The following is a 15,012-nucleotide window of genomic DNA, read 5'->3' as shown; positions in this document are numbered from 1 at the left end:
TTACGCGTCTGACAGAACGTCGCCGCATTTCTCGCAGGCGGGCAAGAGCGAATGTCGGACGTCGCCGCACTTTTCGCATTTATGAAAGAGTGATGTTTCGCAACAGGGGCAGGTGTACGGCTGATCGAGTGTCGCGGTCGCGGGATCAATCGCAATCGGCGTGTGCTTTTTCAAGCTACGTCGTGTCCAGGCCGCATACTTCAGCGGACCTCGTTGAATCGGAAAATCACAAATCGGACAGAAGAAGTTCGCGTAGGCTTCGCGGTACTGGCGTAACAGCCAATCACGGCTCGGTTTGGCAACCAAACGCAGCAGACGCACCAGGACACCTGTGGCGATCGCCAGTGAAAGCCCGATCAAAATGTATTTGAAATAGATCGCTGGAAAATGTTCGTGCATGACGAGCAGGACGCGCGATGCAACCGCGCCGCTCATCGCGTACACCAACATCGCATACGTTCCGCCCGTGTGGCGAACGAAAAGCCATCCGCACACGAGCAACAGTGGCACCAACATTCCGAGTTTGTATGCGGCCAATCGCCACTGATGTTGCTGGTAGAGGTGCTCGTATTCGGTTTCAATCGGCCGGGTTGCCGACGTGATCGCCGACGCGTTGGTGCGTTGCTTCGCTTGAACGTCGTTTCGATCCTCGTTCAGTTGAGACAGTTCGGCATTGAGAGCTTGAGCTTGGTTCTGATTAGCCAGGAACAGTTGCAGGCTTTCGGTTAACGCTTGTTGCTGGTCTTCGCTTAGCGACGTGGCGTTTTGGTCAGCGTTGCGTTTGAGTTGCAGGAGTTGATTGATGGTCTGTTGTGAATCGCTTGTCGTTTGGCCCGTCAGTTGTCGGCGTTGCTCAGTGGCTGCGATCTGTTGTTTTAAATCGGCGAGCTGAGCGGTGAGTTCCTGACGCTCGTCTTGTAATTCTTTCGGCAGACCTCCTTCGAGCATCTGAGTGTAGTTCGGTCCCTGGATTCGGTCGATGTCATGGATGATGTATCCGAGCAACCAGAACGCGAGCACGCCAACCGCGATACTGAATCCGAAAACCATGAATCGGAGTATGAAAGAGCTGCGTTGTTTTCTTGTCTTCACCGGATTGCCTGCGATTTCTTGACGCGGATAGAGGACCTACCTCACCATAGAGCCTGCGCAGCGGCAAGTTTGCGCGAAAAGTAAAAGTTTTTTACGCGAAGCTGTGGCAAAACGACGCGGTTCGCAGCGACGACAAGAGGCGGCCTGACGATGGGGCCACGTGGGACCTAGATCGCGGCTTGTCGCGTGCCCGCTCTGTCACAGCCTTGTCGAGTCGGGGCCTCCGTTCGGCCCGCTTCCACGGTTCGCGCAATCTCTTCGCTGGTGAATCCTCTGGCTAACAATTCCATTTTTAGTTCTGTGTCGCTTCGGTTGCACATGACCTTTGCCACGGCGATGGAGATCGACTGAATTGCCAGCCATGTGAAAACGCAGACGATGGCCACGATCGGGATTCCGAACGGTGTCATGAAGACTTGCCATGGAAATTCTGCCAACAACATGTTCGTTCTCGCGTGATTGGTTCGAGGGGTACAGAATCCGGGATTTCTGTTTTGACGGTGGAGTTTAGCGTTATTCGGCAACGCGTTCTCGATCTTGGTACCGCAGCGAAGTTTTTTTGAATCGGGACGGAAATGCTCTTCTCAGCGTGAATGGGCATCTGGATAACCCGGGGTGGAGTACGGTGATTGGCGAAAGCAGAGTTCTTTGCCAAGATATCGATCCGTCGACCGAAACAATCATCGACGCCGCCGTTTTTAACCGCACCAAGAGCGACATACATGAAGTACGCCAACATGATGCAGGCATCCGGATTGGTACCGTTCTCGATCGCGACGCTAAGACGCGGGCTGGCGAGGATGTTTGAAGTGCAAAATGCGGGACAGAGTGAATGGTATCGATTCCCGGTCGCTGATCATGACGGCATGCGATTGTTTTTCCCGATCAATCAGGCAGGCGACGCAGCATCGGTGGCAAAGAATTGACAAAGGAACGATTGAGCACAATTGTCGAAATCGAATCGGTCAGTAAACGATACGGAGCAATCGATGCGCTCCGAAACGTTTCGTTGCGAATCCCTTCGGGCGTCACCGGACTTTTGGGGCCAAATGGCTCGGGAAAAAGCACGTTGATTAAGTCGTTGCTGGGATTGCTTCGTGTGCAATCGGGCCAAGGGCGTGTGCTTGATTATCGTTGGCCTCTGGACGCGCGGCTCATTCGCGACCACATCGGTTATCTTCCTGAGGACGATTGCTACGTTGCAGGTCTACTTGGAATCGAATCCGTCACGCTCATGGCTCGATTATCAGGACTGTCTGGACGCGAAGGCTTGCGACGCTCGCACGAGATGATGGATTACTGTGGGTTCGGTGAAGAGCGGTACCGTGAGGTCGAATCCTATTCAACGGGCATGCGACAGAAACTCAAGTTCGCGCAGGCACTCGTTCATGATCCGCCGCTCTTGATTTTGGATGAACCCACCACGGGGCTGGATCCTGATCAGCGTCTCGCGATGTTGCACCGGATTCGTCATCTGGCAACCGAGCACGGGAAGTCGGTGATCTTGTCGACACATATTTTGCCGGACGTCCAGACTGTCTGTGATCATGTCGTGATCCTCGTCGACGGAACGGTTCGCGTTACCGACACGCTGGAATCGCTGAGTCGACCGATCGAACCGACCATGCACCTGAAGACCGTGGGAGATCCCAGTGAACTGATTCGGCTCATTCAAGAAGCCGGGCACGTGGTTCGACACGATGCCGAAACGAATGCGCTGCGTTTCGAGGGCGTTGATCCCGAGCATGCCGGGGTGTTGTGGCAGATGGCGGCGTCGTCGAATACCGCGATTCGCAGTTTCGAGCCGGCGGTGAACTCACTCGAACAAATTTTCATGGATGTTGCCGCCGGGAAAACACTTGCCCCGCCAAGCATCGCACAAGGGGATTCTCGTGCCGATTCATGATCTGGGCTACCGCGGTTGGCAGGGTGATCGCATGGCGACCTTGCTTCGCCCCTGGGTTGTCGCCCGCAGCGGAATTTCGTTGGTTTTACGCAGGCGGTGGCTGCGTACGATGTTGATGCTTGCGTGGCTGCCCATCGTCTTTCCCGCATTTGGACTGTTTGCGTTTGAGTATTCGTCGACCGAGCCCGATTTGCAGCGGGTCATCGTTCGCATGGCTGCGGGGCCTCTCAATCAACCAGAGCTCGCCAGCCAAATCATCGACGATCATGACGCAGCCCGGCATCAGGTTTGGTCGACGCTGATTTTGGCGTTCTTTCGCTACCCACAACTCTTTGCGATGGTGATCTTGATCGGATTAATCGCACCGATGCTGATTTCGTACGATCTGCGAACGAAGGCTTATCTGATGTACTTTTCGCGTCCGCTTTCGCCGTCGCAGTACATTCTTGGAAAGTCTGCGGTTATCTGGTTTCTGCTGTCGATGATTGCAACCCTGCCGGCGTTTTTACTTTATTTGTTAGGCGTTTTGTTGTCACCTGATTTCTCGGTGGTGACGCAAACCTGGGACATTCCGCTGCGAATATTAGCCGCATCGGCAGTCCTGATGATTCCAACGACCTCATTGGCGGTCGCCTATTCGTCGTTAACGGTTGAGAGTCGGTACGCGACGTTCGCTTGGTTCACGACGTGGGCGATGGGGTTTGTCGCCTATCAAGTGTTAACGTCCGCCTCCGCGGTGATGGCTTCCGGATCCATGCGTCCACCACGAGGTCGGCGCGGTTGGGAAAATATCAACTTCGACTTCGATCGTTGGCGATTGCTTTCGCCCTATCACACGTTGGGAAAAGTTCAGTCGTGGGTATTCGGTTTGGACACATCGGCGGCGAGTGTCTTTCCTGCGATGTTGGTTCTGGTGGCCGTGACGGCGATTTCATTCTGGGTGGTCCGCAGGCGTATCATCGCGAGGCTGAGTGTTTGAGCGATGATTGAATTGAATCATGTTTCGAAGATGTATGGCAACGTCGTCGGCGTGAACGACCTGACGCTGCGCATCCCCCGCGGCGCATACGGGCTGATCGGTCCGAACGGTTCCGGGAAAACGACGTTGATCAATTTGTTGATCGGCCATTTTCGTCCAACGTTAGGCAGCCTTCAGGTACTCGGGACAACACCCACGAGTGATCGTCGATTGCTTCGTCGTATCGGTTTGTGCCCCGCCTCGGACGTGTTGTACCCCAACGTCTCGGCACTGGAGTGGGTTCGGTATCAGGTCCGCCTGCACGGAATTTCGCGACGGGAGTGTAAGTCACTGGCCGAAGAAGCGTTGGAAACCGTTGGCATGACATCCGCCATGCATCGTCCGATGGGAACCTATTCGTTAGGCATGCGTCAGCGAACCAAGATTGCTCAGGCGATCGCTCACCAACCGGAACTGCTGATTCTCGATGAACCTTACAACGGGTTGGATCCTGTTGGTCGCAATGACATGACACAACTCTTGAAGCAATGGACTCGATCAGGCCGTGGGTTGATCTTTGCAAGCCATGTTTTGCAAGAGATTGAATCCGTGACGGCCTCTTTCCTGCTATTGCACGGCGGCAGGATTCTCGCGTCGGGAACCGCACAAGAAATCGAATCGATTTTGACGGACACGCCACAAGAGGTTTTCATCAAAGGTCGGGATGCCGCAAAATTGATTCACCGCTTGGCGGACGTCGATTGGGTTGACGCGTTGCAACTCAATCATGGCAAAAACGAACTCAGGGTTTCGTTGCGAGAGCCAGCGGAGTTTTATGGAAGGATCGCGTCCTGGATACGTGATGACAACTTGGCGATTGATCAATTGCAGACGCCCGATGGAAACATCGAAGCGGTTTTTGAATCGATTCTTCGTCGTCACCGAGGAGAGACGTCATGAATCGTCTGACCATGCCATGGGATGTGATGCAATTCGAATTGCGTCGATCGTTCACGATGGGACGTATCGCGATGTGGTTCGCGCTTGTCGCGTTTCCGGTGGCGATCATCGCGACGATGCGAGGCATTGCTCTGGCTTCCTCAGCGAACAAGTTTGATCCTGCCGAATTTATCGAACCGTTCGGTTTCACGCTGTATTTTTTGGTGCCGGAGGTGACGTGTTTGCTAGGGCTTCTGCTTTGGGCGACACCCGCGATCAGCACCGAAATCGAAGGCCAAACATGGGTGTATCTGGCACTGCGTCGATCGGGCAGGCGAATGGTTCTCTTCGGAAAGTACCTGACGGCGGTCGTCTGGACGCTTTCCGCGTCGCTCGTTTCCACCGCAGTCTGCGTATGGTTGATCGGCACCGATGTCATGCTGCGAATGTGGTGCGTGATGAGCGTGCTCGCGGTGTTGTCTTGTCTCGCCCACGCTGCCATCTTTCTGTTGATCGGCGTGCTGTTCTATCGACGAACCATGGTCAGTGCGGTGCTCTACACCATGATCGTTGAATACGGTTTGTCGTTTGTTCCCGCTCTCGTCAACAAATTCACGATCAACTACCGACTTCGTGGGCTACTCGCGAATTGGATGGGTTGGGAAAACGTTCGTTCGAATGCGGAAAACATCTTTGGCAGCGAGCCGGTCTCTACCCATCTCATGGCCCTCAGCGCATTAACAATCATCGCCCTGGGGTTCGCACTCTACCGCGTCGAGTACGCCGAATACCCTACGCAACAAGAAGGCTAGTGCCTTTCTATAAAAGACGTAGCCGATGTCGCTAGGCCTCGTTACCGTGCTGTTGGCCGAGTGCTTGCGCTCGGTTCTCGCTTTTGAGGTTGGTGCTCGCGTTCGCCTCGGACTTTTTCAACCAGGAAGGCGTGGATGTCTTCATAGCGTTTGCTGGGGTTCCCATTCCACGTGACGCTGCATTCGATGCCGAGTTCGTCCATCGCTTCCTTCAGCTTGATCCCCAACAGTGCATGGTGGACCCACAAACCGGGATTCGAGTCAACGGTAACGGGGATATTGCCACTGCCGTAAACCATGAACACGGGGGGATCGTCATCAGTGAGATGGTTAATCGGTGACGCATCGACCATTAGTTTTTTGACGCGTTCGGTTTCCCAGTCGGAATCATCTTCGATGCCATAGAACGCGAAGATCGCCGGATGAGGTGGCAAGTCCGGGATTCCGAACCATTCACGGAACGTTCGCATGTCGTAGGTCGATTGCCCGCCTGTTGTTCCAGCGGCGACAATACGAGTCGACTGCCGAGCGACCGGATCGTCACTGCCCGGTTTAGCCAAGTCATCATGGAAAGCGAGCCACAGAGAAATACCGGCTCCTGCCGATCCGCCGTAGCAGGCGATGCGATCAGCATCGAGGTTCCATTGTTCTGCGCGAGAGCGAATCGTTTGCAGGCATCGTGCTGCATCATGCATCATGATCGGGTACGGACCGACGTCGCTGAGCCGATAGTTGATCGATGCGAACGAAATGCCTTGATCGAGATACTGACCGATCGGTTGGTTGCCCGCTGATTTGTCACCTCCTCGAAACCCACCGCCGTGAATGTAGATCACCAGCGGAGTCGGTTCGCTGTTATTGGATTCGGCTAGCCAGAGATCGAATTTCTGTTTTTCGTGATCTCCGTACGCAACATTTGCGTGTGTCGGTTTCGGCCGCGAAACTTTTGTGGCACGTCGAGCCTCAGTGTTTTCAGGGCGTTCCGTTCGATTTCGACGAGACTGCTCAAACGCATCGAATTCTGCTTGAGTGACATTCCCATCATGGTCAGTGTCCAGGGTGTCAAAACGATTGCGAAACTGCTCCGGAAATTCTTCGAGAGACAGCGATTGATCGTTGTTCTTATCCCAACGCCGAATCCGATCAACGCTTCGCTGAGCAGCCACGGAACTGGCCGATAAGACGCCGATCAACGAGAAAATACAGAATGTGTTCAACCGCCGCATGATGGTTCCCTCTCCACTAAGTTCGCCCCTGTTTGACGCAAGTCCAACACCGTAACGCCCCCCGCCGGCCACCCATCAAACCCCGGAGCCAGCCAAAAGGTTCGGGGAATCTGCACCATGCGTACGAGCACATGCAAGAAGGGGGCATCGCGGGACGTTGTCGTCCAATATCGATACCCCCGATTTTATACAGGATATCAATGCAGGTGGACTCAATGTCCATTCGAGCGGACGTAAGTCCGAAACGCAGACGCGGGACAACTAGGGGGAGAATTTCCGATGGTCAGAAATCTCTCAGCATCGTCAGTCGGTGCGATCTCACCAGTGCCAGCGGGTTCCAATCAGACCGCTTTGAAACGCGGATTGGGTGTTGAGATTGCCTTGATATGCCAGGGTGAACTGCCCGCCCAAGAAAAAGCCCCAGTCCAATTGGGCGCCGACCGAAAGCCAATCGCGGCCTGCTTCGGTGCTTCGCAGATCGTAAAATTCGGGCGTTCCCCCTTCGATCGCGGTTTGAGCGGTGCGTTGTTGGTCAAGGAATTCATGCAACCATCCAAGACGAACCTGAGTCGTCGCGGGACCGAGCGCGGTTCCGTTGGTCTGCGCGAGTGATAATCCGATCATGCTTCGTAACGAATCGTCTTCTAACCCACACACCAAAAGATCGAAATCAGATGGGCCCGATTCTTCCACCGGATCGAGCTCGACACGGATTCCTTGTAATGAGACGAACGACAGCCACAGAGTGTTTGCGACGGAATGTGCCGTGCCCAATTCTACCGATACGAATTGATCGTTTCCATCAATCTCGCTTTCCGCAAACGCACCTGTCGTGAATGCCGACATCGATCGTTCAACCTCATGGTCTTGAAAGCCGAAGCCGCCCATTGCCATGACATACGCAAGTTCGCCAAGGTATTGGACGGAGCCGCCGAAGCGGTACGAGCTTGATTCGGCATCTTGATCGACACCGCGTATTGTCGTATTCGCGGATCCAAATTGAGCGAAACCATGCATTCCCAACCCAGATGAGGTCAAAATTCCGGTGCCGATTTCCACGCCGCCGACTTCTTGGCGATAACCTTCTGTCAGGCAATCATCGACGTTCGTGTTGAGTGACATTCCAAAGCCGCGAACCCATGGCGTCCAACGTCCACTCGTGAGCATGTCGTCTCGTTGTAGTAGCACTCGGTCACGTATCGCGTGTAAGTTGTTTTGAATCTGATTGATTTCTCCATCGACCAGCGATGGATAGATCGTACCCGACAATTGGCCGACGGCGCCTTCCACGTTCTCGCCCGAACCGTTGCGTAAAGCGGTGATCACTGCGACTTGGTCAACAGTTCCAACTCCTGTTAGCCGGTCCAATTCGGCCGCCGTTGCGATCTGGTTACAGCCTTCAAGCACTTCCGCGAACGTGAGTCCGTTGTCCCGGAGTTCAATCACAATATCGTTGCCGCTTGCTGCGTTGATCAAGGCTTCCAGAAACGGATTCGATGGCAGCTGAAACTCATCTGTCGAATTGGCGAGGGTACCTGTCACACTCGTTGACGCGGTGATGACCGTGAAGGAATCACCTGCCGAATAATCGGAGCCGACAAAATTCGGTGCGAGCGTCGCGTCGGTAACGATCGCTTCCCCGGTAACATCGATCAGGTCGTTCGACGCCGGGGCACCGCCCATGATATCGACTTCGATCGTTGAGTCAGTGGCATCTAATTGACCGACAATAATCAAATCGCCAATTACCCCGGCGGCTTCACTGCTTCCCGGTGCAATGGTTCCGCTGACCGCGATATCGGCCGTCAATTGCTCTCCGTCGCCAATCAACGTGGCCGCGGGAGATAACTGAATGTCTGTCCCCGTATCGATCACTTGAAGTTCGCCGAAGTTGACGACGCCACCGGTAATCGAAAGCGGGCCGTGAACGTCACGGTCAATGATGATGGGGACGACGTTTGTGTTAGTGAACGAAAGATTATCGGTGATATCGGGTAAATCGGACGCAAGTGTGATTGTGCCGCCGCCGGGGACATCGAACACGATGCGGTCACCTGCGGCCGCGTTTTCAATCGCTTCCCGAAGAGAACCCGCGCCGGAATTGTTGAGGTTGGTCACTTCGATGTCCGCAGCCATGGAGACCCCATAACTGCATGTAACGACGAGTGCTGCCAGCACCGACCGAAGTGCCTTGCGATGGAGATCGCGACGGTTGATGCTTTTTCGGAGACTGATTTGACGTGTAGTGCTCTTCATGCCGATGATTCCTTAGGTAGTGGTGAAAGGACTTATCGGCCTCTTGTGGGATCTGATGGTACCCCGTGGAGCTCATTTTGAGCGTGTCGCATGGTCGGGGATGCAACATTCGTTACGAGCCGCATACTTTGACAACGTGGGAAACTCACGAGTTGGCGGTGTTTTCATTGTCTCGTCAGGAGCGATCGACGTTGGATTTGTTTGGCAACGTGAGGCAACCGACTTCTTCTACGCAAACGTCGACAGTGGGCGAGATGGGCGTGGCAAACCAAGAGCCTAAGTCGATTGCGTTCTGCAACGTTTCGTTCGGACACGGTTCTCAGTCAGCAAATGCTGCAAAAAGTTGACCGCTGGTGATGCGAAATCTTGATTGATGGAATAGTGGGCGTTGAGCCCGCGACCTTTTGAACACTTCCAACATTCAAGAATGAGCACGAGCGATGAAACGTTTAATCTCCGCACTCTCGTTAGTCATTTTGGCATCGTCGCTGTTCGCGGGAACTTCTGCGTCAGCCGAGGGGCCGAAGTTGCGAGCGTTCACGAATCAGACGGCGAGGTTCGATGCCTTGATGCCGGCCGGCGTCACCAACCAGACGATTTCTGGCAAGACATTGTTGGACACCGAATATCGCTCGACGGTTGAACTCGTTGGTGGGAAATTCGAAGTCCGTGTGCGTGTGCCGATTCCGATCACATTGGATGATAAGGAACTGCTCGACCAATACGGGGCGTCATTGGTGAATCAAGCGGACGAGCAATTCACCATAGCCTTCGGTCAACCGACCAGCACGAAGTCGATGACGCAAAACGGTGCCAAAGGCAAGGACTTTGTTTTTCGGATTTCCGGCAGTCGAACCCGGGACGGGAAGGACCTGCTGATTCGACGCCGTGTACTCTTTGACGGGCAACGCCTCTACCAAATCATTGCGGAAGGTTCACCGAGTTTGATCAATTCACCTCAAACAGATGACTTTCTCGACTCCGTCGGCCCCATGCTCTAATCAATCCGCGTGTTATGAAACGCAACCTGTGCTGATGCCGCCCGTTTTTCGCTCGAATGCGATCTCTATAGAAGGCGTGGTGTGATGTTCAATGCGTTGGGAAGCTGGCCATGTCGGGGCTCTGTTTTTACACAACGCTGTTAACTGGATGCAAGATTCCAAAGACGCCCTCAAGTACAATTTCCGCTCTTACGCTCTCGTTCAGTAAACGGATTCTAGGCGGATAAACATCGATGCAACAACGACTGAGTTGTTACTTAGCAGTCCTGGTAGGTTTGTTCGGCACTGCAGTGTCGGATGCCGAAGACATCAACTTCAACGAACAGGTGCGACCGATTCTGTCGCGTCACTGCATTGCCTGTCACGGTCCTGACGAAGACGACCGCCAAGCCGATCTGCGTCTGGACACGTTCGAGGGGGCAACCGAAGACTTTGGTGGATACGCCGCCGTTACGCCTGGCGATCCCGACGCCAGTGAGATCATGGTTCGCATTTTGACGGACGATGACGACATGCGAATGCCTCCATCGGATCATGCCGAACGGTTATCGACGGCGGATGCGGAAACGCTTCGCATGTGGATCCAACAGGGGGCTGACTACGAAGCCCACTGGTCGTTCATTGCTCCCAAGATTGCCGACGTTCCTAGCGAGATTCGGACTCAAGACCACCGTGTCGTGGACTACTGGATCGATCAAAAACTCGCTGACGTAGGGCTCACCCGAAATGACCGGGCGGAACCACACGCACTCGTTCGGCGATTGTCGCTCGACTTGACGGGATTGCCACCGGTTGCCCACCCGCAACCGATTCAATCGGTGATCCGGCAATACCTTTCCGATCTAACGGCAGAACGATTCGCCGACTTGGCGGACCAGTTGATGCAAACACCGGCCTTCGCGGAACACTGGGCTGCAATGTGGTTGGACCTTGCCCGATACGCGGACACGGTTGGCTATTCCGGTGACGAGCATCGAGACATGTGGCCGTGGCGAGATTGGCTGATTGCTTCGATATTGGAAAACAAGTCCTACAAAGAGATGTCCATCGAAATGATCGCGGGTGATCTTTTGCCCGACGCCACCGTTGACCAGAAACTCGCCACCGCATTTCATCGCAATACATTGTCCAACAATGAAGGTGGTACCAACGACGAAGAGTTTCGCACCGTCGCGATCAAAGACCGACTGAGCACGACACTCAATACGTGGATGGGGATTACCATCCGCTGCGCCGAATGTCACTCGCACAAATACGACCCGATCAGTCATGTCGAGTATTACCAGTTGCTCGATTATTTCAATCAAAGCCTCGATGCCGATCGGCGTGACGAACATCCCAAACTGCCCGTTCCGCCACGTCGTGATTTGGAACTCGCCAAAACGCTCGAAACGAAGTTGCCCGCTCTACGTGACGCCGTTGCCTCTCAACCGATTGTTTGGACGCTGCGTCAACCGAACGAAATGAAAGGCGAGGCGGGTTCAACGCTCGAGCAATTTGACGACGGTAGTATTCTCGCCACGGGAAAGAACCCTTCCTACGAGACGTATGAGGTGACGTTTGAACTGCCGCCGGGGCAATCCGTTCGCGCGATTCGATTGGAAGCCATCCCTCACCTCAAGCATGACGCGAAAGTGGGCCGCAGCGGTGATGGCGGATTTATCCTGTCACAAATTTGGCTGACGAAGCATCAGGACGGCGCTGACGAGAAAGTTCCTTTCAAAGACGCGGAAGCCGACTTTCATCAACCCAATCACCATCCACGCACCGCGATTGCAGAGCATGTGGAAAGCGGTTTGCGTAATCAGGGATGGGCGGTGCGTCATCCCGTGACCGGGTACACCGGGCATCACGAGGCAATCTTCGAACTCGCCGAACCGCTCGACGGAGCAACCGCCACACGCTTTACCGTCTCGCTTCGCCATGATTCACCGTGGGTCCGGCTCAACATAGGGTGTTTTCGTATCTCAACCACGGATGTGGAAAACGCGGCGGAGCGGTACCGAAATGGCGACTTGGATGCCGATCGAATTGAACTGCGCAAGTGGGAAGCGATCGCTGCTGAACGGGTTCGTGTCCCCGTAATGGAAGAGAAACCTATCGACAAAAAACGCGAAACCTTTGTGATGTTGGGTGGGAACTATCTCAGCCATGGTGACAAGGTTTCTGCAAAATTGCCGGAAGCCTTCGTGTCGGAAGCCGACGAATACGAAGACAACCGTCTCGGGCTGGCGAAATGGGTTTTTGACGAATCCAATCCGCTGACCGCGCGCGTGGCGGTGAATCGCTTTTGGGCTCGGGTGATCGGTGTCGGTTTGGTCGAAACCGAAGAAGATTTCGGGACCCAAGGCACACCGCCCTCGCATCCGCAACTGCTCGATTTCCTCGCGGTTCGGTTTCAAGAGGAAGACTGGGACGTGCGAAGATTACTCAAGACGATCGTCATGTCGCAGGCGTATCAGCAGTCTCAGATCGCGAGCGCTCGGGCGCTCGAAGTCGATCCGCGAAACCGACTTTTGTCGCGTGGGCCACGAATCCGATTGCAAGCGGAAGTGGTTCGCGATCAAGCGTTATCGATTGCGGATTTGATGTCTGACAAACTGTTCGGTCCGCCCGTCTATCCACCGAGCCCAATCAAACGAGTTGTCAACGCGTTCACAGGCGGAATGACGTGGCAGGAAAGCGCGGGAGAGGACCGTTATCGGCGTGCCATTTATACGTATCTCAAACGCAGTGCCCCGCACCCGCTGTTCGAGACCTTTGATATGTCCAGTCGCGACGTGTGTAGTCTGCGGCGTTTGCGAACGAATACTCCGTTGCAATCGTTCATGACGCTCAACGATGTGACGTTCATCGAAGCCGCGCGTGGACTGGCGAAACAGATGTGGGACCACGCGTCCGAAGCGGTGAACGCCAAAGACTCGGGCGACGTCAGCAAATCGGAGCAAACCGATCTGAACGAAATGATCGGCTTTGGACTTTGTCATGCACTCTTTATCGACGAAGCACCGGAGGAACAGGTCAACGTGTTGGCGGAGCTTCACTTGCAGTGCCAACAGCGTTATCGGGAAAATCTTTCTGATGCGGCTGAGTTTGCGGGACAATCCGTTGATGTCAAAACGCTCAGCCAAGAGCAAAAGAACGAACTCGTACGTCAGGCATCGATGACCGTCGTCGCCAACGTCATTTTGAATCTCGACGGTGTCTTGAACAATTGATCTGACGAAATCGTCCCGCGATCTCGCCGTGTCATTCCAGATTTTATAACCAGCTGTTTTTGCGAATTCACCATGAATCCCAACCGCCTTACTCCGGAATCCGAATTGCGTTTGGCCTCCGCCCGTCTGCAAACGCGGCGGCATTTTTTGGCAAATTGCTCCGTCGGATTGGGGGCGATCGGTGCAGGGTTGTTGGATTCAACGACCGCACCAGCATCGAGCGACAGTTCTGGTTTTAGTGGGAAATACGCCAAGCCGGCCAAGCATGTCATCTATTTGCACATGGCTGGTTCGCCACCGCAGCACGAACTGTTTGACTTCAAACCCGAACTGCAGAAGCACCATCTCGAGCCTTGTCCTGATGAGTTGATCGATGGCAAAATGTTTGCGTTCATCAAAGGGAAACCCAAATTGCTCGGTCCCGTCTATCCGTTCAAACGATACGGAAAGTCGGGCATGCTGCTGGGTGAAAAGATTCCTCACATCGGAGAACATGCCGACGACTTATGCTTGATCCGGTCGATGCACACCGATCAGTTCAACCACGCTCCGGCACAGTTGTTGTTGCATACGGGGTCGGCTCAGTTTGGTGGTTCTTCGTTCGGATCGTGGGCGACATATGGCCTGGGAAGTGAAAGCGATAACTTGCCGGGGTTCATCGTCATGGTATCGGGTGGCAACATGCCTTCGGGCGGGAAGAGTTTGTGGGGTAACGGTGTTTTACCTAGCGTCTTTCAAGGCGTTCAGTGTCGCAGCGAAGGTGATCCGATCCTTTTCGTTAGCAACCCCGATGGGATGTCCAGTGACGTTCGACGGGCGAGTTTGGATGCGCTCAACGAATTGAATCGTCAGGAGCATGAAGTGTTCCGCGATCCTGAAACGCTGACTCGAATCGAGCAATACGAACTGGCGTTTCGAATGCAGACGACCGTTCCGGAGGTCATGGATATCAATCGCGAATCCAAAGCCACGTTGGAATCCTACGGAGCCGAGCCAGGGAAAGCCTCTTTCGCCAATAATTGTTTGCTAGCGCGACGATTAGTCGAACAGGGAGTGCGATTTGTGCAGTTGTTCGATTGGGGATGGGATATCCACGGCACGGCGAAATACGATGACATGGAGACTCAGTTTCCGATGAAGTGCACGCAGGCGGACAAGCCGATTGGGGCTTTGTTGACGGATCTGAAGCAACGAGGGTTGTTAGACGATACGCTCGTTATCTTTGGCGGCGAGTTCGGTCGAACTCCGATGGTCGAAGCCCGCAACGGCACGATGAAGTTCCTGGGGCGTGACCATCATCCCGATTGTTTCAGCGTTTGGGTCGCAGGCGGTGGTTTCAAACGAGGGATCGCCTACGGGGCTACCGATGAACTCGGATTCAAAGTCGCTGAGAATCCGGTGGAGGTTAAGGATTTCCAAGCCACGGTGCTGCACGCGATGGGACTGGATCCCTATCGTTTGAGCTTCCTTAGCCAGGGATTGAACCAACGTCTCATCGGCCCGTCTAACAAAGCACAAATCATTCACGATCTTCTTGTCTGAGAAGGGCGAGAGCTTTGTTTGGTTCACGCCGGCGAAGTTCGATTTTGACGTGATCCATTCTT

Annotated in this window: 12 protein-coding genes; 8 read left to right on the top strand and 4 right to left on the bottom strand. The window is 54.3% G+C overall.

Going from position 1 to position 15,012, the window contains the following annotated elements; all coding sequences use genetic code 11:
- Both FHS27_RS20290 and FHS27_RS20285 read right to left on the bottom strand, forming a co-directional pair.
- Complete coding sequence (locus FHS27_RS20290; protein ID WP_184306678.1) at positions 1-1,092, bottom strand: hypothetical protein; 1,092 nt, start codon at positions 1,090-1,092, stop codon at positions 1-3.
- Positions 1,093-1,259: 167 nt separating this feature from the next.
- Positions 1,260-1,535, bottom strand: a complete 276-nt coding sequence (locus tag FHS27_RS20285; protein ID WP_184306677.1) for a hypothetical protein — start codon at positions 1,533-1,535, stop codon at positions 1,260-1,262.
- A 279-nt stretch (positions 1,536-1,814) separates the two neighbouring features.
- Here FHS27_RS20285 and FHS27_RS20280 point away from each other — a divergent pair, with 279 nt between their 5' ends.
- From FHS27_RS20280 to FHS27_RS20260, 5 genes are read left to right on the top strand one after another with little or no spacing between them, the layout of a single operon-like run.
- Positions 1,815-2,018: a hypothetical protein gene (locus tag FHS27_RS20280; protein ID WP_184306676.1), complete on the top strand. Its 204-nt coding sequence runs from the start codon at positions 1,815-1,817 to the stop codon at positions 2,016-2,018.
- An 11-nt stretch (positions 2,019-2,029) separates the two neighbouring features.
- Positions 2,030-2,998 (top strand): ABC transporter ATP-binding protein, encoded by a 969-nt coding sequence (locus FHS27_RS20275; protein ID WP_184306675.1) that lies wholly within the window; start codon positions 2,030-2,032, stop codon positions 2,996-2,998.
- The gene (locus tag FHS27_RS20270) at positions 2,985-3,977 is read left to right on the top strand and encodes an ABC transporter permease subunit (RefSeq protein ID WP_315854636.1); all 993 of its coding nucleotides are present in this window, start codon (positions 2,985-2,987) and stop codon (positions 3,975-3,977) included. Before FHS27_RS20275 ends, FHS27_RS20270 begins: the two co-directional genes overlap by 14 nt.
- 3 nt (positions 3,978-3,980) lie before the next feature.
- Positions 3,981-4,916 carry an ABC transporter ATP-binding protein gene (locus FHS27_RS20265; RefSeq protein ID WP_184306674.1) on the top strand — a complete coding sequence of 312 codons (936 nt, stop codon included), beginning with the start codon at positions 3,981-3,983 and terminating at the stop codon, positions 4,914-4,916.
- Entirely contained in the window at positions 4,913-5,707 is a 795-nt protein-coding gene (locus tag FHS27_RS20260; RefSeq protein ID WP_184306673.1) for a hypothetical protein, read from the top strand. Before FHS27_RS20265 ends, FHS27_RS20260 begins: the two co-directional genes overlap by 4 nt.
- Before the next feature lie 41 nt (positions 5,708-5,748).
- On the opposite strand, the gene FHS27_RS20255 is transcribed toward FHS27_RS20260, so the two are convergent.
- Positions 5,749-6,933 carry an alpha/beta hydrolase fold domain-containing protein gene (locus tag FHS27_RS20255; protein WP_184306672.1) on the bottom strand — a complete coding sequence of 395 codons (1,185 nt, stop codon included), beginning with the start codon at positions 6,931-6,933 and terminating at the stop codon, positions 5,749-5,751.
- 318 nt (positions 6,934-7,251) lie between these two features.
- Positions 7,252-9,189 (bottom strand): autotransporter family protein, encoded by a 1,938-nt coding sequence (locus FHS27_RS20250; protein WP_246420355.1) that lies wholly within the window; start codon positions 9,187-9,189, stop codon positions 7,252-7,254.
- Positions 9,190-9,629: 440 nt separating this feature from the next.
- Here FHS27_RS20250 and FHS27_RS20245 point away from each other — a divergent pair, with 440 nt between their 5' ends.
- The 3 genes from FHS27_RS20245 (at position 9,630) to FHS27_RS20235 (ending at position 14,950) form a co-directional block, all read left to right on the top strand.
- Positions 9,630-10,190 (top strand): hypothetical protein, encoded by a 561-nt coding sequence (locus FHS27_RS20245; protein WP_184306671.1) that lies wholly within the window; start codon positions 9,630-9,632, stop codon positions 10,188-10,190.
- 233 nt (positions 10,191-10,423) lie between these two features.
- Entirely contained in the window at positions 10,424-13,408 is a 2,985-nt protein-coding gene (locus FHS27_RS20240; RefSeq protein WP_246420353.1) for a PSD1 and planctomycete cytochrome C domain-containing protein, read from the top strand.
- 72 nt (positions 13,409-13,480) lie between these two features.
- A complete protein-coding gene (locus FHS27_RS20235) occupies positions 13,481-14,950 on the top strand; it encodes a DUF1501 domain-containing protein (RefSeq protein ID WP_184306670.1) in 1,470 nt (489 codons plus the stop codon).
- The last annotated feature ends 62 nt before the right edge of the window (positions 14,951-15,012 follow it).

The organism is Aporhodopirellula rubra, assembly GCF_014192335.1.
GTDB lineage: Bacteria > Planctomycetota > Planctomycetia > Pirellulales > Pirellulaceae > Rhodopirellula > Rhodopirellula rubra.
This window is presented reverse-complemented; position numbering and strand designations above follow the sequence as displayed.